This is a genomic window from Niabella soli DSM 19437, from assembly GCF_000243115.2.
GTDB lineage: Bacteria > Bacteroidota > Bacteroidia > Chitinophagales > Chitinophagaceae > Niabella > Niabella soli.
Genome location: NZ_CP007035.1, coordinates 3,877,272 through 3,897,705, shown reverse-complemented (window position 1 = coordinate 3,897,705; position 20,434 = coordinate 3,877,272). Strand labels below are relative to the sequence as shown.

Here is a 20,434-nt window from a genome sequence, read left to right as displayed (position 1 = left end):
CAGCAAAAAAATCTTTATTGCAGAAATCAGTAATGCCAGGCAGGTTTTTCAAAAAAAAACCGCACTTTTGTTCTCTAAATTTATTCAATTTATGGCCACGTTACAGGAAATAGCCTCCCAGGTAAGAAGAGATATTGTCAGAATGGTTCATGGAGCCAACAGCGGTCACCCCGGAGGATCTTTAGGTTGTGCCGATTTTTTGACGGCCCTGTACTTTAAAGAAATGAGGATTACTCCATCTCCCTTTAGCATGGATGGAATAAATGAGGATCTTTTCTTCTTGTCAAACGGACATATTTCCCCGGTATTCTATTCGGTTTTAGCCCGCGTTGGGTATTTTGATATTAAAGAACTTTCAACATTCAGGAAGATCAACAGCCGCCTGCAGGGGCACCCTACTACGCACGAGCACCTTCCCGGCGTGCGCGTAGCCAGTGGTTCCCTGGGACAGGGCATGAGCGTGGCGATTGGTGCGGCACTAAGCAAAAAATTAAATAAAGACCCCTACCTAGTGTACTCCCTGCACGGAGATGGCGAATTGAATGAAGGACAGAACTGGGAAGCTATTATGTTTGCCGCTGCCCATAAGGTAGATAATCTTATTTCCACGGTTGACTGGAACGGCCAGCAGATCGACGGTCCTACAGACAAGGTGTTAAATATGGGCAACCTGGACGATAAATTCAGGGCTTTTGGCTGGGAAGTGCTGGAAATGAACGGCAATGATATGGATGAGGTAATAGCAACCATTGAAAAAGCCAAATCACTGACAGGGAAAGGTAAGCCTATTGCGATTATGATGCATACCATTATGGGCAAAGGCGTTGACTTTATGGAAAATGACCACGGCTGGCATGGCATTGCTCCTAATGATGAACAATTAGCAAAAGCATTGACGGAATTACCCGAAACCTTGGGTGATTATTAAGAATAAGTAAACCTATGAGGTTTTAGAAACCTCATAGGTTTATTCGCTTTTTAGCGAAAACTCCCTGCGCGAAGCCTTCCGGGCTGGCATCCAGGAGGCAATAAATGCAATAATAAACACCGTAAGCGCTACCAACAGGAAGTCGCGGATCTTTAATTCCACGGGGAAATAATCAATCAGGAAAGAGCCTCCCTGCAATGGAATGAGGTGAAACTGTTGTTGCAATACCACCATGATCAGCGCAAACACCATCCCGATACCCCCACCAATAAGCGCCAAAAGAAATCCCTCATTTAGAAATATTTTAAGAACAAAATTGCGATCCGCTCCCAATGCGTTCAAGACGCTGATATCTTTTTGCTTTTCCAGTACCAGCATGGTTAAAGCACCTACCATATTGAAGGCCGCCACAACTAATATTAAACTTAAAATGGCGTAGAACACCCAGCGCTCCAGGTTCATAATAGAATACAAACTTTGATTCTGCTGGTACCGGTTCTGAACGCTATACCCCCGTCCAAATAATTGTTGCAACGATCGCTGTACCGTTGGGGTGTAAGATGGGTTGGTGACGGCAATCTCAATCCCTGAATATTCATTTGCCTGCAGACCTGCTGCGTTCTTTAAAAAATCAATATTGGTAAGGGCATATTTAGTGTCAAAATCCTGCTGAATAAAAAACACTCCTGAACTGCGGATCGTATCGCTGCTGATATTTGATGCTTCATCAAGCGCCTCGGTTTCACCACGCCGGGGAATGTAGATCGTCATCGGCGCTGCTTCCGGGGTCCTTCGCACCGCCAGAGCGCTTTCCACTCCCGTACCAACTACTAGCAGCGGCCGGTCCGTTGTTCCTAAATCAAACCGACCACTTATTATATGGCCGGCAATATCATTTACAGAGGTAAACCGGCTATCGGCACCTTTCAGGGTCACCAGGGCCTGATTATCGCCGTTGCGAATGAGCGCTTTCTCCTCCACCACTAATGAAAAACTCTTTACCCCGGGAACTCCTCTCAATTGCTGCAATTGTTCGTTATTGAGCGTTAAGACCTTTCCGGTAGCCGGTGTTACTTTTATATCGGAATAAAAAGAAGAGTAAAGTGATTTGACCAGGCCTTCAAATCCATTAAAAACGCTCAGCACCAAAATCAGCGCAGCCGTGCCTATCATAATAGCCACGATGCAAATCCATGCAATGACATTAATTACATTAGTGGATTTTTTTGCTCTGAAATAACGCCAGGCGAATAAGAATTGCAATGATTAATTTTTATGCTGGATACTTGATACTCGATTCTGGATTCCCGAGTCCTGATGACTGACAACTGATACCTTAAAGCTAATAACTGCCTACTGCTCCGCCTCTCCGTTTTTTTTCCGTTCTTCTTCTATTTTTTTAAACAGGGCTTCCATTTTAAAGACATGATCCAGTGTGTCATCGCTATAAAATTTAAGCACCGGAATGTTGCGTAACTGATGTCGTACGGATGCCGCCAGCTCTTTTTTTATTTCATGATGCCGGTCTTCTATTCGCTTCAAGGCGGCCGCCGCGTCCTTTACCTGGAAAAAACTCAGGTAAAAACGGGCTTCCAGCAGGTCGGGTGTTACCTTTACACCGGAAACGGAAACCATTCCCCCATCGAGCATATTCAACCCAAGCTTCTGAAAAATGCTGTTTATTTCTTCATTCAGCAGCGCCGCTACCTGTTTTTGCCGTTTACTTTCCTCCATGATCTGTTGTTTCTATTCACTGTAAAATTAGTTACTTTGCGGGTTTAAACTAATAGAATGAAGAAATATTCGAGGGTTTTACATTATTTACGACCCTATACCGGCGGCGTACTGCTTTATTTTTTATTTACCATTCTCTCTATCGTTTTTGCACTTTTCAGCTTTGGGTTACTGCAGCCTTTTTTTGATATCATTTTTAACGGGAACAAATCGGCGCCTGCCGCCAATGGCAGTACCGACCGCCTTGCGGGCATAAAGGAACACTTTATTACACTGATCAACGGTGCCCATTTCACCCCTGTTCAATTGCTGGGTGTGATCTGCATTGTACTGGTTTTCGCTATTTTCCTGAAAAACCTGTTCCTGTATCTTTCTTCTTATGTGCTGAATCCCATAAAAAATAAGATTGTTAATAATTTCAGAGAAGATATCTACAATAAAATACTGCTATTGCCCATCGGCTATTTTACCGAACAGCGCAAGGGCGATCTTATCAGCCGGGTTACCAATGATGTAAATGAGGTGGAAGGCTCGGTGATCGGTGTTTTGGAAGGCTGGATCAAGGATCCTTTAAATATTATCCTGACGCTGGTGGCGCTTTTTGTCATCAGCCCGTTGCTTACGGGTGCAATCCTGGTCTGTATCCCCGTTATCGGTTTTATACTGGGACGCATTTCAAGGGCCTTAAAAAGGCAATCGAATGAAGCGGCCATAAAACAAGGCGAATCCTTATCGATTTTGGACGAAACCCTGAATGGTTTACGGGTTATTAAGGCCTTTAATGTCGAAAATGTATTAAGGGGACGTTTTGACCAGGTGAATGATGAACTGATGGACGCCAAAAACCGCATCAGCCGGCGCCGGGATATGGCGTCGCCGATGTCTGAATTTTTAGGCGTAATGGTATTTGTTGGGATTTTATGGTTTGGAGGACGGCTGATCCTGTCTAATAATATTGACCTGGGTGCCCCGGCATTTTTCGCTTACCTGGCGATGTTTTACAACCTGATCAACCCTGTAAAAACGTTATCCACTTCTTTTAGCAATCTCAATAAAGGAGCCGCCGCGATTACAAGAATCGAAGAAGTGCTGAACACGCCGGTAACAGTAGATGAAAATCCGAATGGGAAAAAACTGGAACATTTTGAGCAGCAGATCGAATTCCGGAATGTGGGGTTTGCTTATAATGAGCAGGTGATTCTGAGCAATATTGATCTGACCATCAAAAAAGGACAGACGGTTGCCCTGGTGGGATCTTCCGGTGCAGGAAAGTCAACCCTGGCCGACCTGGTGCCGCGTTTTCATGACGTTACCAGTGGTGAAGTTTTAATAGACGGCATTAATATCAAAGATTATTCGCTGCATTCGGTAAGAGAATTAATGAGCATCGTAACGCAGGAGCCAATCCTATTCAATGATTCTATTGCCAATAACATCGCCCTGGGGCATACCAGCGCCGCTAAAGCGGAAATAGAACAGGCTGCTAAAATTGCAAACGCGCATGATTTTATTATGCAGAAGGAAGCGCAATATGATACCAATATCGGCGACCGGGGCAGCAAGCTGAGCGGCGGAGAGCGCCAGCGGCTGACCATTGCACGGGCAGTTTTGAAAAACCCCCCGATCCTTATCCTGGATGAAGCCACTTCTTCCCTGGACACGGAAAGTGAGCGCCTGGTGCAGGACGCCATTAATAAAATGATGCAAAACCGCACCAGCATCGTGATTGCACACCGCCTGAGCACGATCCGCAATGCAGATGAGATCATTGTGCTGCAAAAGGGACGGATCGTTGAAAGAGGCACCCACAGCAGCCTGATCGAACAGAACGGCTTTTATAAAAAGCTTGTGGACATGCAAGAAGTGAAATAAATTACTGATTTGTAATTTCTTATTCCTTATTCAATATCGTTTCCTTAAGCACGGGATTCCAGGGAATGTAGAATAAGGAATATTGAGTAAAAAATATAGAGGGCATTACTTTAGTAACATTTAGTGTTCGTTCTTTTTGATGTTTTTAATCGAGGTAGAAAGCATCGGAGCCTACAGCCCTAAAATATTTTATACGGGGCCCCTTTATGGATTACCCCCAACGATATTTTCAGATTCTCTTAAGGAAACAGCATTGATTTGTAATTTCCTGTTTTTTATTTTCTGCTTATTAAAGTAGCCCCAGCGTATGCTGCATCCGCCGGATGGTTTCGTCCTTGCCCAGGATGGCGGCAATATCAAATACATGGGGGCCGAATTTGCCGCCTACCAGCATAATGCGTAGGGGCAGCATTACTTCTCCCGGTTTGATCTGGTTGGCCGCTGCGATTTCTTTAAAATTATTTTCCAATGTTTGCGCATCCCAAAACCCGGACAATTCATAATTACGGATCACCTCGTTAAAAAAAAGCTTTTTGGCCTCATTCCATTTGGGCTGAATCGCAGCCAGGTCAATCGTTTCGGGCGTTTTAAAGAAATAAGATACCTGATCATAGAAATCCGTAAGCAGGGTGGCACGGTCCTTAACCAATTCAATGATCTGCTGAAGTTGGTGGTCATCTGATACCGGTAAACCGTTTGCAGCTAATACCGTCTTTACCCTTTTTGTAAGCTCTTTGGGGTCCAGTTTCTTTATCCATTCATGGTTAAACCATTTGGCTTTTTCATAATCAAACTTTGCCCCGGCGCTGTGCACCCGGTCCATAGAGAATTTTTGAATGAGCGCTTCTAACGTGAACAATTCCTGCTCCGTACCGTCATTCCAGCCCAATACCGCCAGCAGGTTAATAAAAGCCTCCGGCAGAAATCCTTTTTCTTTAAATCCTTCTGTTAATTCGCCGGTCTTGGGATCAGCCCAGTTCATAGCAAACACCGGGAAGCCGTATTTAGCGCCATCCCGCTTGCTCAGTTTGCCCGCGGGGCCCAGTATCAGCGGGAAGTGGGCCCATTGCGGCATATTCTCGATACCAAATAAATACTTCCATAATAAAATATGCACCGGTGCACTGGGCAGCCATTCTTCTCCTCGAAATGCGTGTGAAATTTTCATCAGGTAGTCATCCACTACCACAGCCAGGTGGTAGGTGGGCATGCCATCCGCTTTCAGCAATACTTTATCATCCACCAGCGAGGTGTTGAAATTAACGGCGCCCCGGATCATATCTGTAAACCCTACGGTTTCATTTTCGGGCATTTTAATACGAATGACATGACGAATATTGTCTTTTAACAACTGTTCCACTTCGTCTTTTAACAACGTTAGTGAATTACGCATTTTACCCCGCACCTGGTGATCATACTGCGGAGAAGGATTTTGGTCTGTTTTATAATCCCTGCGCATTTGCTCCAATTCTTCTGGTGTGTCAAAAGCATAATACGCCTGTCCGTTTTCAACCAGTTGCTCTGCATATTTTCGATAAAGCTCTTTGCGCTCACTCTGCCGGTACGGACCATAAGCGCCGCCCTGTTGCACACTTTCATCCGGCACCAATCCCACCCATTCCAAACATTGAAATATATATTCCTCGGCGCCCGGTACAAAACGGGTCTGGTCGGTGTCCTCAATTCTTAAAATAAACGCACCGCCGTGTTGGCGCGCAAATAAATAATTATATAATACTGTTCTTACACCGCCCAAATGCAGTCCGCCGGTAGGCGAAGGTGCAAAACGCACTCTTACTTTTTTATCCGTTGTCATAGCCGGCAAAGGTAATTTAAAGTTTTTGGATGCTGGTCTCTGGTTTCTGGATGGCCTCGAGCATCCAGTATCGAGTATCAAGCATCAATAGCTTTACTTTTCCTGTTCCAATCCCCAATCAATGCCCTTTTCAACAGCGGGCACGCCTTCAGTGAGCCATTTTGCAGGTTTTGCACCTTTCAGCAGCCAATCAAAGAACTGTTGTTCGCGGATAGAAATATCTTTCCTGTTTTTCCGCTGCACCAGGTTATGCTCTTCCCCATTGTAGTTCAACATCCATGCTTTTTTACCCAGGCGCCGCATTCCGGTAAATAATTCTATTCCCTGGTACCAGGGCACGGCACCGTCGTTATCATTAGCCATGATCACTAGCGGAGTCGTTACTTTGGGCAGGTGAAACAAAGGAGAATTTTCGATATACAGATCGGGCTTTTGCCATAATGTGGCTCCAATACGGCTTTGCGTTTTTTCATATTGGAACTGCCGGTTGATGCCGCCCTTCCAACGTATACCGCCATAGGCACTCGTCATATTGGCTACCGGCGCTCCGGCCCAGGCCGCTGCAAACATAGGTGTCATCGTAACCAGTTGTGCCACTTGAATACCGCCCCAGCTTTGCCCCTGGATGCCCATATGTTTGGCATCGACCCATGAATGTTTGGTAAGATCTTTCGCACCGCTTACGATATAATCATAGGCGCTTCTTGCAGGGTGCCCAACGGTATAGGAAATATCAGGCGTCATTACGATATAACCCCGGCTTACAAAAAATGAAATATTGAGCCGGCTGGGTGTGGGTGCGGGGGGTACGTAACGATACAAATTGTCCGAAAGCTTTTCATAGAAATACAAGATAACCGGGTACTTTTTGGTGCTGTCAAAATTTTCCGGCTTATATAAAATACCTGTTGCCGGTTTCCCGGAAAATGTTTTCCAATAATACAAGGATGCGGTGCCCCAATTATATTCAGCCTGTTGCGGATTAGTGGCCGATAATTTTTGCTCTTTCTCATTCTGGTAAGCGTATACATCCGGTGATTGCGTATAGCTTTCCCGGGTATAAACGAATACCGGTGCGTCTTTTGCCTTGGCAGGCTGATCAAAGTAGCAGGCCTGCTCACTGAATCGTTGTGGTACAAAGAAATGATCGTCCCGTTTATGATTCAGCAGAATGGTGAGCCCGCTTTTTTTGCTGCGATTGTCAAATACATTCAACAGATTCATTTTTTCCAGGTCGATGTATTTCTCTTCCTTATCGGTTTGTACATACCGGTAGGTTGTCTTATTTTTCCTTCCATTTTTTGTGACATTTTCAGGGGATGTCTTCCCGGTAAGATCCACCCGCCAGATATCATAGCGGTCATAGATCAGCACATGCCGGCCACCTTTTTCCCAACCCATAATGCCATAGGGCGACGGGGCGTCCGGCACATCATTCTCCTCATTATATAGAGGAATTTTGATGGCACTGGTAAGATTGCGCGCAGCCTTTCCGTCAGAAATAAAATAATTCTTTTCGCGGTTGTCATACCAAAGAATATAATCGCCGGCAGGCGATAACCAGGACGCATTTATATCCCCGTCGAGATTTTGGATGATGGGAATATATTTGCCATCGGGTATTGCAATTTTATAAATATCCTTACGGGTATTGCCCATCCATTGGGATTCCACGCGCCGCCCGGTATCTGTAACCGCAACAAAATAGTTACCATCACTTTCGGTGGCCTCATAAACAGTTGGTAAATATTTACTGCCGATCTGGGTCATTTTGTTCCGGTCAAAATCGTACACCGCCAAATAACTTTTTTCAAGATCCCGCTTTTGATTTTCCAATTGGTAGGGCTGCAGGTAATCGTCTTTATAATTCCATACATCTACATTCACTTTATCAATATCTGCCAATGTGGTATCTTTTACCGGTTGTATGTTGGTTGTTCCGAACAGCACCCGATTCCCTGATTTGCTGAAGCTGATCTTACCAAACCCGCTCACCGTGCTTCCTTTCGGGAAATTTTTTGTAAGCGTATCTACTAATATCTGTGCACTATCCATCCCCTGTTTGAAGTACCATAGCTTATAGAACTTTCTTAACGCTTTTGGTTTCGCATCGCGTTCGGCAACAAAGGCAGCGCGGGTGCCGTCATCAGAGAGCGTCAGGCTTCTGAAATCATTTCCTCCGCGCAGCAAGGTATCCGATCGTTTTGTGTTTATGCCATAACGCACTAGCCGGGCGGTTCCGGCGGTATCTGCCAGGTTAAGGGTTTGTGCCAGTAATAAATCAGATCCCTTTTTATTAAACACATAATCACTTACGTTACTAAAGGTACGTTGCGATCCGTCCGCAGTGTTGATCAGTATTAATTGATTATTGCGCCCCTGGTTGGCCACACTGTCTTTTCCGCCTTCCCCTTTGGATGGCTTTAATGTAGTAACGAGGTATTGCAGGGAATCGATGATCTGCCGCAGGCTATCCTTACTTTTATCAGATTTATATAATTGCCTGGAAGGCTGCGGATTTTTTACCAATACGGCTACCCATTCATTTGTTTCCTCCGGCATTTTATAGGAGACCAATTCGGAAAACTTCAGCACCTGATCTTTTCCCAATACCAGTAACCCCAGCGAATCTTTGGGCATGTCCTCCGGTTTTTTCTTTTTGATCTTTGCCTGGCGGATCGCTTTCAAAGGTGCTTTTATTTTAAAAACAACCGACCTGCTATCGCCGGTAATGGCTGCCTCATATCCACGTGGAATTATTTTCTTGTAAGAATTGTTAGCTGATTGTATCACCAACACATCATCCCCTTCCTGCGCATTGATATTGTAAACAACCCACTGACCATTTTTACTCAGGGCTATTTTCCCAACTGATTGCCACCCATCGTAAACAGTATGATCCAATGGTTTTTTCTGGGCCATTGCGCAAAAGAACAATAACCCGGCTAAAGCGGATAACATCAATTTTTTCATTCGTTGGTTTTATTGTTTTAGTCAACACCTGTCCGCTCCTGCGGGCAGGCAATCGTTGACAGATAATCCGCCGCAGCGAATGTAGCACGCGAAAATAAAAGTTTATCCGTTACCGTTATAGAATTCACATACCGCATTCATAACGCATTCCGTGCATTTTGGATGGGTGGGCCTGCAGATCTCTCTTCCCAGGAAGGAGAGCGCCATGCCTGCATCCCAGTCTTTTTGAGGCAACGCTTCCATCATCTGTTTTTCAATTTTGTTGGCATCCGTCCCTGTTGCGATACCGAGGCGCGGCGCCACCCGCACCACATGCAGGTCCACAATAATCCCCTCCGGCGGCCTGCCGCTTTCGCGCAGGATAACATTGGCTGATTTTCTGCCGATGCCTTTTAACGCGGTCAGCGATGCAAGATCTAAAGGTATATCTGCGTCTTTTTTTATGGTTTTTGCAATTCCGGAAAGCCATTTGGCTTTGTTGCCAAAATTACGCACGTCACTGATCTGCTCCTCGATAGCCGCTTCAGTTGCTTTGGAAAGCGCCGCCATAGTTGGAAATGCCCTAAAAAAATCAGGAGCGATCTGGTTAATATGCCGGTCCGAATCCTGGGCCGATAACACCACCATTACAAGAAGCTGGTAGGTATTTTTATACTCTAATGGGTGTTTTGTTGTTTTATACTTCTTTAAAAGAGGCTGTATCGCCTTTGACCAGTTAACAGAAGTGCTCATGGTGTAATTTTTACCCTGAAGTTACAACCTTTCAATTAATTTTTGAAAAACCCGAACCGGGCCGGAACGTGCGCTGTGCCTATTTTTTATCCTCTTTTAGGGCCACGCGCATAAAGCTGCGGTCTTTTTTGTAGCCCTCCCAATCAAATTGCAACAAAAACAGGGTGGCGGCTTCCACTCCCTTTTCAAAGAGGGCCTGTTTTTCCGTATCCGTTAAGAAAAAATCCAGCCAGTTGAATTCCGGGAGCAGTATGGTACCGATACCTTTTGAATACACTTTATTTTTTAACTGAAAGTCTTTATCGTAATAATTTCTGGCCGTATTAAATATCCTGAAGAGATATCCTGCAAAGGTCCAGGAAGCAGCTTGTTTACTTTTATCGCTGGGCGCCGTATCGTTCAGATCGATTCCAAACACCGGGAGCCGAGGCACTTCTATTGCGGGGTTATAAAATATGCTGATCGGAAAATTCGAAAGAATGCCTCCATCAACAAAGCGGGCTTCCACCGGAGGTATTGTTTCGCCAAAAGCATCCAGCCATGCTTTTTGTATGGTTGGATCATTTTGCGGTATCCCATAAATAAAATAAGATTCAAAAAGCAGGGGTATCGACATAGAGGCGCGCACGAGCCCCGCGGGATGCAATTCATTCAATCGACCCGGTGGCCGGAAAAGGTTGCACATCCGGGGAAATTCGATCTTATTTTCGGTAATCAGTTCTGAGGCTATAAACGTAACATCAGGCTCCAGTTGTACAATTCCCCTGGGGTTATTTGTCCGCAGATGCAGCCCCGGAACCGGTTGCGTTGCTTTTTTGACCAGGTCATCGATTGAATCCACTCCGTTTTGCTGCATCAGGGATTTGATCCAATCGTAAAAAAAAGTACCCGGGTTAATTCCATAGCCGCTGGATTTAAGCCGCTTTAATAACCGGGTTATATAGTATACGAAAGCGCCCAAAAAGCCCGTGGCAACCAGCAATACGACCACCAGGGTTTGGGTAACCTCTACCATCGGCTGATTGTGGGGCAGCAGCCAGAGGCAGATAAAAGTAGTAACCAGCAGCAACGTATAAAAAATACATACGCCCAGCCACACGGCTTTGAGCTTATTCAGAAACCCCTTTGTTGCGATAAACTGTTTGGTCAGCCACCGCGCCACCGGATGGCCGTCTAAAAGTTCCGGCAGCTCCAGATCAGCAACTGCTTCCAGCACTTTTATCGATTTAGCCTCTTCCTTTTCACCAACGATGGCCAGCATGGCCGTATTGATGGCTCCGGCGCTGGTTCCTGCCAAACGTAAGAAGCGAATACCCATCTGTTCCAGGGTATAGGTGTAGCCGATAAGCGCAATACCCAAAACGCCGCCGCCCTTTTGAACAAGATTAACGTATTGATGGCCCGCCTGGTCTAATACATCTGAAATAATAAGGTTGCGGCCGCCTTCACCAAAAGCGTCAGTCAACTGCCGCAGGTTTTGTATTACCGCCGGGCTGTTAATAAAATCATTGGTAGTTAATTTTTTAGGCGTGCTCATGCTACGGATTTAAAAGGGTAGCATAAAGGTAGCCGATTGTGGATAAAGACCTGCGCGGTTTAAAAAACCCAACAGGCCCTCCACCTACAAATAATTTTCAATCTCCTCCACCAGCTCCTGTTTGGTGATGGGCACGCCCATTATTTTATGGTAGCCTTTTGCATCCACCAAAAACTGGTCGCGGATAATTTTGATTAACTGGCCGTTATTGATCTCTGGGATTAACACAGTCTTAAACCGGCGCAGCATTTCCCCCAGGTTTTTGGGAAAGGGCCGTAAGTGCCGCAGATGCGCATGACTCACCGCTTTTCCCTGCGCCTGCAGTTCCAGTACCGCCGATTTAATTACTCCATAGGTAGACCCCCAGCCCAGCACCAATACATCTCCTTCGGGTTTCCCGGTGTCTATTTTTTGTTCGGGAATAAATTCTGCGATCTTATCTACTTTTTCCTGGCGGATCTTTACCATCAACTGGTGGTTCGCCGGGTCGTAGCTGATATTCCCCGTTATGTTTTGTTTTTCAATACCGCCAATGCGATGCTCCAACCCTTTTGTCCCGGGCACTACCCAGGGGCGTACCTGGTTTTCATCCCGCTCATAGGGCTGAAATTTATCTTCATGATGCCCCAGTTCTGTTTTAAACTGTACATGAATAGGGTGCAAAGAAGCCGTGTTGGGAAACCGCCAGGGCTCCGCTCCGTTCGCGATATAGCCATCGCTCAGGAAAATAACCGGCACCATATGTTGTAAACTGATCTTTACCGCTTCATAAACCGCATCAAAGCAATCCGCAGGAGAGGATGCGGCGATCACCGGCATCGGGCACTCCCCGTTGCGCCCATAATAGGCCTGCAACAGGTCGGATTGTTCCGTTTTTGTGGGCAGCCCGGTGGAAGGCCCCCCGCGCTGTACATCAATAATAACCAACGGCAGTTCCAGCATTACTGCCAGTCCCATGGCTTCCGTTTTCAAAGCCATCCCCGGCCCCGAAGTGGTGGTTACCCCCAGTGAGCCGCCATAAGAGGCGCCAATAGCAGCCGTGATAGCGGCAATTTCATCCTCCGCCTGGTAGGTGCGCACGCCAAAGTTCTTGTGCCGGCTCAGTTCATGCAAAATATCGGATGCAGGGGTAATAGGGTAAGACCCCAGGAACATAGGCAACCCGCTTTTTTGAGCAGCGGCTACCAACCCCAATGTCAGCGCCTGGTTCCCCGTAATGGAACGATAGGTTCCCGGCTTCATCCGTGCTTTTTCAACTTTATAGGTTGTGGAGAAGGCTTCAGTGGTTTCGCCAAAATTGTACCCCGCTTTCAGCACTTTCAGGTTGCTCTCCAGGATATCGGCGCGTTTTCCAAATTTCTCCGTAAGAAAATCGACAGTATTTTCCATATCCCGGTCGTACAGCCAGTATAAAAAGCCCAGCACAAACATATTCTTTGCCCGGTCTTTTTCCTTGGTGCCCATGGTAAATTCCTTCAGCGCTTCGCGGGTCATTTTGGTAACATCCATCTTTATGACCTCATAATTCTGAAGGCTGTCATCTGCAATAGGATTCTCTCCCTCTGGATAATTTGCCAGGCGCAGGTTCTTGGCATCAAAGCCATCAGTGTTTACAATGATCTTACCCCCCTTTTTCAACCGGCCCAGGTTGGCCTTTAATGCTGCCGCGTTCATGGCTACCAGCACATCGTAATTATCGCCGGGCGTATAAATACTGTCGGAAGAAAAACGCAACTGAAAACCGCTCACACCTGGTAAAGTACCCTGCGGGGCCCGTATTTCCGCCGGAAAATCCGGAAAGGTTGAAAGATCATTGCCTAATAAGGCGGTATTATTAGTGAATTGCGATCCTGTTAACTGCATCCCATCGCCACTGTCTCCTGCAAATTTGATGACTACCTCCTGTAGCACCTCCTGATTTCGAACCATATCAAAAATTATTGGGATGCAAAGGTACAACGCCGGCAGCAATCAGCCGTCAGTTTTAAGTCATCAGTTGTAAGTTATTAGTTATCAACACTTAGTTTTTAGTTTGTCAGTTTTTAGTATTCAGTGATCGGTTCTGAATACTGACTACTGAAAACTGATCACTACTCACCGTACGGCGATCATGCTGATTTCCACATTTACAAACTTGGGCAATGCTGCCACCTGTACGGTTTCGCGCGCGGGGAAATCACCCGTAAAATATTGACCGTAAACGCCGTTGATCACTCCGAACTGATTCATATCTGTAATAAAGATGGTGGATTTGATCACATTAGCGAAACCAAGTCCGGCAGCTTCCAGGATCGCCTCCAGGTTGCGCATACATTGGTGGGTTTCCTCCTCCAGACTATCCTTGTTTAATTCCCCTGTGGCGGGGTCGATGGCGATCTGGCCCGATATATACAGGGTATCCCCGGCAAAAACCGCCTGGTTATAAGGCCCTATGGGAGCAGGCGCATTTTGCGTTTCAACGATTCTTTTTTCCATGAGCGATTCTTTTATTGCACGAATATAGTTGGATCGGAAGGTATGTACCAAATGCGGTTTGCATTACTTTTGTGCCATGGCCCTGATTTTAAATATTGATACAGCCGTAGAAGGCGCGTCTTTATGTATTGCTGATAACGAAATAATTATTGCGCAAGCTGAAAACAGAATACTCCAAACCCACGCCACCTGGATCAATAATGCCATTAAAACACTTTTCGCCTCGAATAATTTTTCCCTGGCCGACCTGGACGCCATTGCGGTGAGTAACGGGCCGGGGTCTTACACCGGCTTGCGGATAGGGCTGTCAACAGCCAAAGGATTATGTTTTGCATTAAAAAAACCTCTTATTTGTTTAAATACATTAACGATAATGGCAAATGCCGTTAAAAATGAAGCCCCCGACCTTATTTGCCCTGTTATCGATGCCCGAAGAATGGAAATTTATACTGCTTTATATAAAAAAGATTTAACAATTATTATGCCCCCCGAAGCGATGATTGCAGAGGAGAGCCGTTTTGCAGCTATATTGCATGAACATACTGTTCTCTTTACCGGAAATGCAATATCAAAACTGGAAACGATTATAACGTCCTCTAACGCAATATTTAGTAGTACAATTTATGATGCTTCGGATATGGCAGCTTTATCGTTTAAATGTTATACTCAGAGCGCTTTTGATGATCTTTCCTACGTGGAGCCCTTTTATATAAAACCAGTATATTTTAACAAAATTTAGATTAAAGAAAATAATATACGATTTTAACGGCATTTATTTGCAAAAAATTTAAACGGATGTATACCTTTGTATGCTATTCAAAAAAATCTATTCAATTCGTACGATGAGTAATTATCAGATTTCCTTTGCCCCAAAAAAAGAGGAAAGCAGCCATATTACGGTTGATACCCTCAGCGTGAAAAAAGCCGCCCTTATCCTTCGAGCATTTAATCACAAACTAAGACAACAGATCTTGAAGCTGATCGACACGCATGATAAGATTACTGTTACTGAAATCTACGTAAAATTGCGTATTGAACAATCCGTGGCTTCGCAGCACCTTGCTATTTTACGAAAGGCAGAATTTGTGAATACGGAGCGTGATGGCAAATTTATTTATTATACCGTGAACACCGGCCGCATGACTGAACTTAACCAGTTTGTTTCAGAGCTACTTGCCTGATCCCGTTTTTATTTATTTTGCTAGCGCCTTCATTTCACCGGTCTGAGTTATGCCCGTTTTACGCGTACCTTTGTTTCAAAATTGAATGAATTATGAATGGTTTTGATCTGAGCGCTTTTCTGAGCACTTCGGAAAATGCAGTTATTGTGGATGTGCGTGACACGGCATTATTTAAAGAAGGCTTCATCCCTGGTAGTATTCATGTTCCGCTGAAAGCTAAACAATTTACCGAATGGGTCACTGCGGTGCTGGATAATACGGAACCTGTTTTGTTAGTGAGCGAGCCCGGAGATGAAACGGCGGCAGCTCAACTGCTTGGTGCGTCAGGGTTTACGGTTGCGGGATGGCTTGAGGGAGGATTTGAAAGCTACAAAAATTCAGGGGCGCCCGTTGATATGATCATCGATGTTGAAACGGACGAACTGATGATGGATATTCCTTTTGACGAACACCTGGTAGTGATGGATGTGCGCAAGCCCATAGAGTTTGCAGAAGGCCATCTGAAAGATGCGGTGAACCTGCCGCTAAACAACCTTACTGATCCGCTGCGCATTGCGGCAATTGAAGAGCACGACAACCTGTACCTGCATTGCGGGGGCGGTACCCGGAGCGTTATTGCTGCTTCCGTTCTGAAACGGCAGGGCATCCACAACCTGCGCAATGTTGCAGGCGGATGGAAAAAAATAAAGGAAGAGCCCAGGGCCCAGATCGTAAAGGAACCGGGAATGCTCAATTAGTCTTTAGATCATAGTTCAGGGTTGGGCTATGAGCTATGAACCATACGTCAGGAACTAATGGCCATGAACTATGAACATTTTTGCTTATTTTTATGCCCTTGATTGCCTGTTTACAGGCATCTTTTTTTTAATCTAATAGCAATGAAACCGGCGGAAGCATTTTCCATAATTTCCTTTTCCGGAATGTGAAAAATTGTTTTGCGGGTTCCATCCGGCCATTAAAATTTTATAAAAAGCTACGGATGAATTTATTTGATGTTTACCCGCTAAACGACGTTACTATTGTAAAAGCAAAAGGTTCGTATGTTTGGGACGAGCAGGGCAACCAGTACCTGGATCTTTATGGCGGCCACGCTGTTATCAGTATCGGACACACACACCCGCATTGGGTAAAACGCATTGAAGAGCAATTGGAAAAAATTGCTTTCTATTCCAACTCCATAAAAATTCCTTTGCAACAGGAATTGGCCAAAAAACTGGGCGAAGTATCCGGCAAGGAAGACTACCAGTTGTTCCTTTGTAATTCAGGCGCAGAGGCAAATGAGAATGCTTTAAAACTGGCTTCTTTTTATAACGGCCGCAAAAAAATAATCGCATTCAGCAAGTCCTTTCATGGCAGAACTTCCCTGGCGGTAGCTGCAACGGACAATAAAAATATCGTGGCGCCGGTGAATGAAACCGATAATGTTGTTTTTCTTCCTTTTAATGATGAGGAAGCCCTTGGCGCTTATTTTGAGCAACACGGTAAAGAAGTATCTTCTGTAATTGTAGAGGGCATCCAGGGTGTGGGCGGTATTAATGTAGCCAGTGAATCCTTCTTAAAAACCATACGCGCCCTGTGTGATAAATACGGCGCTGTTTATATTGCCGATAGTGTACAGTGCGGATACGGGCGCAGTGGAAAGTTCTTTAGTCATGATTTTGCAGGGGTAAATGCCGATATCTACACTATGGCAAAAGGCATGGGGAACGGGTTCCCGGTAGCTGGGATTATCATTGCGCCACACATCAAGCCTAAGCATTTTCAATTGGGCACTACTTTTGGCGGTAATCACCTGGCTTGTGCCGCAGCATTGGCCGTACTGGAAGTGATCCGCGGAGAAAAACTGATGGGCAATGCCGTAATGGTAGGGAAATATTTACGGGAAGAGCTGGCCACAATGCCCGAATTAAAGAATGTAAGAGGACGGGGGCTGATGATCGGTTTTGATGTTCCGGAAGCCCTCGGCCCGTTAAAAAAGAACCTGCTGGCTAATCATAAGATCTTTACAGGAGAAGCCAAACCCAATGTAATCCGGCTGCTTCCGTCTTTAGCATTGAAAAAAAAGGATGCGGAAGAATTTATTGAAGCGCTGAAGGAAGAAATAGCAGCATTGCATGCAACAGCATAATTGAAAAAAGATTACAAAATAAGAACCGAAACAGTAAAATGTCTCTTCTAAAAACAAGCAATTTCATCAGCGCAAATGATGTTACCGACATCAATGCATTAGTGGCCAAAGCCCTCGATTACAAGGCCAACCCGTTCAGGGATAAAACCCTGGGAGCAGGCAAAAGGATCGGGTGTTTGTTTTTAAACCCCAGCATGCGCACCCGGTTAAGTACACAGATCGCCGCCCAGAACCTGGGGATGGAGCCCATTGTATTTAATGTAGGCTCCGAAGGATGGCAGTTAGAATTTGAGGATGAGGCTATTATGAGCGGTACCACTTCAGAGCACGTAAAAGATGCGGCACCGATCATGGGCAAATACTTTGACATCCTGGCCATACGTACGTTTCCATCGCTGGCAAATAAAGAAGATGATTATAGCGAATTATACATCAATCAGTTTATTAAATATGCCGGCATCCCGGTATTAAGCCTGGAAAGCGCCACCCTGCACCCCCTGCAATCATTAACGGATGTTATTACCATACGGGAAACGTTAAACGAAAAACCAGAAACCAGAAACCAGAAACCTAAAGTCGTTCTTACCTGGGCGCCGCACGTAAAGCCACTGCCGCAGTGCGTAGCCAATAGTTTTTCACAATGGATGAACGCCTGGGGCGAGGTGGATTTTGTGATCACCCACCCGGAGGATTATGAGCTGGATCCGAAATTTACCGGTAACGCCACTATTCTTCATAACCAGGATGAAGCTTTGAAAGATGCAGATTATGTATATGTAAAGAACTGGAGCACTTACACCGATTATGCCAAGATCTATAATAACGATCCCTCCTGGATGTTGACGCTGGACAAGCTGGCGCTTACCAACAATGCTAAAGTGATGCATTGCTTGCCCGTACGCAGAAATGTGGAATTAAGCGATGAAGTATTAGACAGTCCCAACAGCATTGTAACCCAAGAGGCAGGTAACCGCGTTTGGGCCGCACAGGCGGTATTGAGTGAAATGCTGGGCCAGCTTAGTTCCTGATCCCACACAAAATAACATAACAAGTATAAACTTCCGTCTTTAGTCTCGTATTTATTGCATGACCGATTTTCAACAGTTAATAGCATCGATTCAACAGGCGCACCAGCATTTACAGGCGCAGGCGGTTAGAGCAGTCAACCAGGCGCTTACTGTACGTAATTGGCTGATTGGTTATTATATTGTAGAATTCGAACAAAGTGGAAAAGAAAGAGCACGATACGGGCAACAACTGATTCCGGAAATTGCCAAAGAAATTAAAATAAATGGTCTTTCTATTACCAACCTGAAAATTTTCAGGCAGTTCTATTTAGTCTATCCTCAAATTGGTCAGACAGTGTCTGACCAATGGAACTTTCTTTTAAATGCTGATAATCAGCAGATAACAATTGGTCAGACGGTGTCTGACCAATTGTTATCACAATCGCACCCGGTTATCCGGAACAATTACTCCGTCGACGCAACCCAACTCGCAGCACCCACAGAAAAACTTATTAGCCGGTTATCTTTTTCGCATTTAACCGAACTGATCAAAATAGAAGATTCGCACAAGCGCCGTTTTTATGAAATAGAATGTATGAAGGGTACCTGGAGCGTCAGGGAGCTAAAACGTCAGATCAGCAGCCTGTATTTTGAACGCAGTGGTCTATCGGGGGAGCCGGGAAAGCTAAGTCAATTAGTACAGCAAAAAGTAAAGCCAGAGACACCTATAGACATCATTAAAAATATTTATGCCTTTGAATTTTTAGACATAAACATAAAACCTATTGTAGAAGAGTCGGACCTGGAGACGGCTCTTCTTGATAACCTCCAACAATTCATTATAGAGCTTGGAAATGGCTTTTGTCTTGAGACGAGACAGAAACGTATTTTAATAGGTGAAACTTATTATTTTATTGATCTGGTGTTTTATCATCGAATGCTGAAATGTCACGTGCTCATAGAGTTAAAAATAGGAGGTTTTGAGCACGGAGATATTGGACAATTAAATACCTATCTGAATTATTTCAAAGAGGAAGTTAGTGAGCCACAGGATAATCCTCCAATAGGGATTTTATTGGTTGCGGAAAAAGATCACGCGTTGGTAAAATATGCTACAGCCGGAATGGACGAAAACCTTTTTGTCCAAAAATATTTAATCCGTATGCCTCATAAAGAGCAATTAGAAGCGTATATTAAACAAGAATTGCAAAAACTACAATAAGAGTGGAAGAAAAGAACAGAGATATAACGCAGCAACCCTTTACATCGCTCTTTATCATAAAGATCGGTGGCAATATCATCGATAATCCTTCCGCTCTTGAAGCCTTTTTAAAAGATTTTTCAGCAATAAAAGGTGCAAAGATCCTCATTCATGGCGGCGGGAAGATCGCCACTAAAATAGGCGAAAAGCTGGGCATCCGGTCTAACTATATTGACGGCAGGAGGATCACAGACGACGAAACCATCGACCTGGTGACGATGGTATACGGCGGATTGGTAAATAAAAAGATCGTCGCGCAATTACAGGCCCTGGGCACCAATGCCATCGGCCTAACCGGAGCAGATGCCAATATCATCCCCGCTCAAAAACGCCCGGTGAAGACAATCGATTATGGCTGGGTGGGCGATGTGGACAGTTCAAAGTTTAATGTTCAAAGTTTATTATCGTTTATCGGACACGGTGTAGCACCGGTATTTGCCCCATTAACGCACGATACGCATGGACATATACTCAATACGAATGCGGATACCATTGCCTCTTCATTAGCCGTAGCGTTATCGGCTCATTATAAAGTACGCCTGATCTATTGCTTTGAGAAGAAAGGCGTCCTGGAAGACGTAACCAATGACGATACGGTGATCCGGAAACTGGACAAAGCATTGTACACGCAATTAAAACAGGAACAAAAATTATTTGAAGGCATTTTGCCAAAGATCGACAATGCGTTCAACGCGATCGATGCGGGTGTGCACCAGGTATTGATCGGCGATGCCCGGGATCTTATAAAAAATACAACAGACAATAACGAAGGCACTTTGATTTATTAATC

General features: G+C 45.0%; 17 protein-coding genes. 9 read left to right on the top strand and 8 right to left on the bottom strand.

Going from position 1 to position 20,434, the window contains the following annotated elements:
* The first annotated feature begins 91 nt into the window (after positions 1-91).
* Complete coding sequence (locus NIASO_RS16390) at positions 92-928, top strand: transketolase (protein ID WP_008587724.1); 837 nt, start codon at positions 92-94, stop codon at positions 926-928.
* A 39-nt stretch (positions 929-967) separates the two neighbouring features.
* Here the strand turns inward: NIASO_RS16390 and NIASO_RS16385 are convergent, their stop codons facing one another.
* A complete protein-coding gene (locus tag NIASO_RS16385; protein ID WP_008587722.1) occupies positions 968-2,191 on the bottom strand; it encodes an FtsX-like permease family protein in 1,224 nt (407 codons plus the stop codon).
* Between the two features lie 90 nt (positions 2,192-2,281).
* The gene (gene rbfA / locus NIASO_RS16380) at positions 2,282-2,662 is read right to left on the bottom strand and encodes a 30S ribosome-binding factor RbfA (RefSeq protein WP_008587720.1); all 381 of its coding nucleotides are present in this window, start codon (positions 2,660-2,662) and stop codon (positions 2,282-2,284) included.
* Positions 2,663-2,719: 57 nt separating this feature from the next.
* Here rbfA and NIASO_RS16375 point away from each other — a divergent pair, with 57 nt between their 5' ends.
* Complete coding sequence (locus NIASO_RS16375; RefSeq protein WP_008587718.1) at positions 2,720-4,534, top strand: ABC transporter ATP-binding protein; 1,815 nt, start codon at positions 2,720-2,722, stop codon at positions 4,532-4,534.
* Positions 4,535-4,823: 289 nt separating this feature from the next.
* On the opposite strand, the gene gltX is transcribed toward NIASO_RS16375, so the two are convergent.
* From gltX to NIASO_RS16345, 6 genes are all read right to left on the bottom strand, one after another.
* Positions 4,824-6,350, bottom strand: a complete 1,527-nt coding sequence (gltX, locus tag NIASO_RS16370) for a glutamate--tRNA ligase (protein ID WP_008587715.1) — start codon at positions 6,348-6,350, stop codon at positions 4,824-4,826.
* 93 nt (positions 6,351-6,443) lie between these two features.
* A complete protein-coding gene (locus NIASO_RS16365; protein WP_008587714.1) occupies positions 6,444-9,323 on the bottom strand; it encodes a prolyl oligopeptidase family serine peptidase in 2,880 nt (959 codons plus the stop codon).
* Between the two features lie 102 nt (positions 9,324-9,425).
* Entirely contained in the window at positions 9,426-10,055 is a 630-nt protein-coding gene (locus tag NIASO_RS16360; protein ID WP_008587712.1) for an endonuclease III domain-containing protein, read from the bottom strand.
* A gap of 79 nt (positions 10,056-10,134) precedes the next feature.
* Complete coding sequence (locus NIASO_RS16355) at positions 10,135-11,592, bottom strand: patatin-like phospholipase family protein (protein WP_008587710.1); 1,458 nt, start codon at positions 11,590-11,592, stop codon at positions 10,135-10,137.
* An 84-nt stretch (positions 11,593-11,676) separates the two neighbouring features.
* On the bottom strand, positions 11,677-13,521 hold the full coding sequence (locus NIASO_RS16350) for a 2-oxoacid:acceptor oxidoreductase subunit alpha (RefSeq protein WP_025299072.1): 1,845 nt from the start codon (positions 13,519-13,521) through the stop codon (positions 11,677-11,679).
* A gap of 165 nt (positions 13,522-13,686) precedes the next feature.
* Positions 13,687-14,067, bottom strand: a complete 381-nt coding sequence (locus NIASO_RS16345; RefSeq protein ID WP_008587707.1) for a RidA family protein — start codon at positions 14,065-14,067, stop codon at positions 13,687-13,689.
* Between the two features lie 76 nt (positions 14,068-14,143).
* On the opposite strand from NIASO_RS16345, the gene tsaB reads away from it, so the two are divergent.
* The 7 genes from tsaB to argB all read left to right on the top strand — a co-directional run bounded on the left by tsaB (position 14,144) and on the right by argB (position 20,432).
* Positions 14,144-14,806 carry a tRNA (adenosine(37)-N6)-threonylcarbamoyltransferase complex dimerization subunit type 1 TsaB gene (gene tsaB / locus NIASO_RS16340; protein ID WP_008587705.1) on the top strand — a complete coding sequence of 221 codons (663 nt, stop codon included), beginning with the start codon at positions 14,144-14,146 and terminating at the stop codon, positions 14,804-14,806.
* Positions 14,807-14,876: 70 nt separating this feature from the next.
* Positions 14,877-15,248, top strand: a complete 372-nt coding sequence (locus tag NIASO_RS16335; protein ID WP_157547255.1) for an ArsR/SmtB family transcription factor — start codon at positions 14,877-14,879, stop codon at positions 15,246-15,248.
* A 92-nt stretch (positions 15,249-15,340) separates the two neighbouring features.
* The gene (locus tag NIASO_RS16330; RefSeq protein ID WP_008587702.1) at positions 15,341-15,985 is read left to right on the top strand and encodes a rhodanese-like domain-containing protein; all 645 of its coding nucleotides are present in this window, start codon (positions 15,341-15,343) and stop codon (positions 15,983-15,985) included.
* A 242-nt stretch (positions 15,986-16,227) separates the two neighbouring features.
* Entirely contained in the window at positions 16,228-17,376 is a 1,149-nt protein-coding gene (locus NIASO_RS16325; RefSeq protein ID WP_008587700.1) for an aspartate aminotransferase family protein, read from the top strand.
* A 38-nt stretch (positions 17,377-17,414) separates the two neighbouring features.
* Positions 17,415-18,404, top strand: coding sequence for a Rossmann-fold NAD(P)-binding domain-containing protein (locus NIASO_RS16320; RefSeq protein WP_008587698.1), 990 nt, complete (start codon positions 17,415-17,417; stop codon positions 18,402-18,404).
* A 58-nt stretch (positions 18,405-18,462) separates the two neighbouring features.
* Complete coding sequence (locus tag NIASO_RS16315; protein ID WP_008587696.1) at positions 18,463-19,605, top strand: PDDEXK nuclease domain-containing protein; 1,143 nt, start codon at positions 18,463-18,465, stop codon at positions 19,603-19,605.
* A gap of 2 nt (positions 19,606-19,607) precedes the next feature.
* A complete protein-coding gene (argB, locus tag NIASO_RS16310) occupies positions 19,608-20,432 on the top strand; it encodes an acetylglutamate kinase (protein ID WP_008587694.1) in 825 nt (274 codons plus the stop codon).
* Positions 20,433-20,434 lie beyond the last annotated feature (2 nt).

What these genes read in the sequence shown, in the direction of transcription:
- NIASO_RS16390 (WP_008587724.1), top strand. Translation starts at nt 92, where the DNA reads ATGGCCACGTTACAGGAAATAGCCTCCCAGGTAAGAAGAGATATTGTC.
- rbfA (WP_008587720.1), bottom strand. Translation starts at nt 2,662, where the DNA reads ATGGAGGAAAGTAAACGGCAAAAACAGGTAGCGGCGCTGCTGAATGAA.
- NIASO_RS16375 (WP_008587718.1), top strand. Translation starts at nt 2,720, where the DNA reads ATGAAGAAATATTCGAGGGTTTTACATTATTTACGACCCTATACCGGC.
- gltX (WP_008587715.1), bottom strand. Translation starts at nt 6,350, where the DNA reads ATGACAACGGATAAAAAAGTAAGAGTGCGTTTTGCACCTTCGCCTACC.
- NIASO_RS16365 (WP_008587714.1), bottom strand. Translation starts at nt 9,323, where the DNA reads ATGAAAAAATTGATGTTATCCGCTTTAGCCGGGTTATTGTTCTTTTGC.
- NIASO_RS16360 (WP_008587712.1), bottom strand. Translation starts at nt 10,055, where the DNA reads ATGAGCACTTCTGTTAACTGGTCAAAGGCGATACAGCCTCTTTTAAAG.
- NIASO_RS16355 (WP_008587710.1), bottom strand. Translation starts at nt 11,592, where the DNA reads ATGAGCACGCCTAAAAAATTAACTACCAATGATTTTATTAACAGCCCG.
- NIASO_RS16350 (WP_025299072.1), bottom strand. Translation starts at nt 13,521, where the DNA reads ATGGTTCGAAATCAGGAGGTGCTACAGGAGGTAGTCATCAAATTTGCA.
- NIASO_RS16345 (WP_008587707.1), bottom strand. Translation starts at nt 14,067, where the DNA reads ATGGAAAAAAGAATCGTTGAAACGCAAAATGCGCCTGCTCCCATAGGG.
- tsaB (WP_008587705.1), top strand. Translation starts at nt 14,144, where the DNA reads ATGGCCCTGATTTTAAATATTGATACAGCCGTAGAAGGCGCGTCTTTA.
- NIASO_RS16335 (WP_157547255.1), top strand. Translation starts at nt 14,877, where the DNA reads ATGCTATTCAAAAAAATCTATTCAATTCGTACGATGAGTAATTATCAG.
- NIASO_RS16330 (WP_008587702.1), top strand. Translation starts at nt 15,341, where the DNA reads ATGAATGGTTTTGATCTGAGCGCTTTTCTGAGCACTTCGGAAAATGCA.
- NIASO_RS16325 (WP_008587700.1), top strand. Translation starts at nt 16,228, where the DNA reads ATGAATTTATTTGATGTTTACCCGCTAAACGACGTTACTATTGTAAAA.
- NIASO_RS16320 (WP_008587698.1), top strand. Translation starts at nt 17,415, where the DNA reads ATGTCTCTTCTAAAAACAAGCAATTTCATCAGCGCAAATGATGTTACC.
- NIASO_RS16315 (WP_008587696.1), top strand. Translation starts at nt 18,463, where the DNA reads ATGACCGATTTTCAACAGTTAATAGCATCGATTCAACAGGCGCACCAG.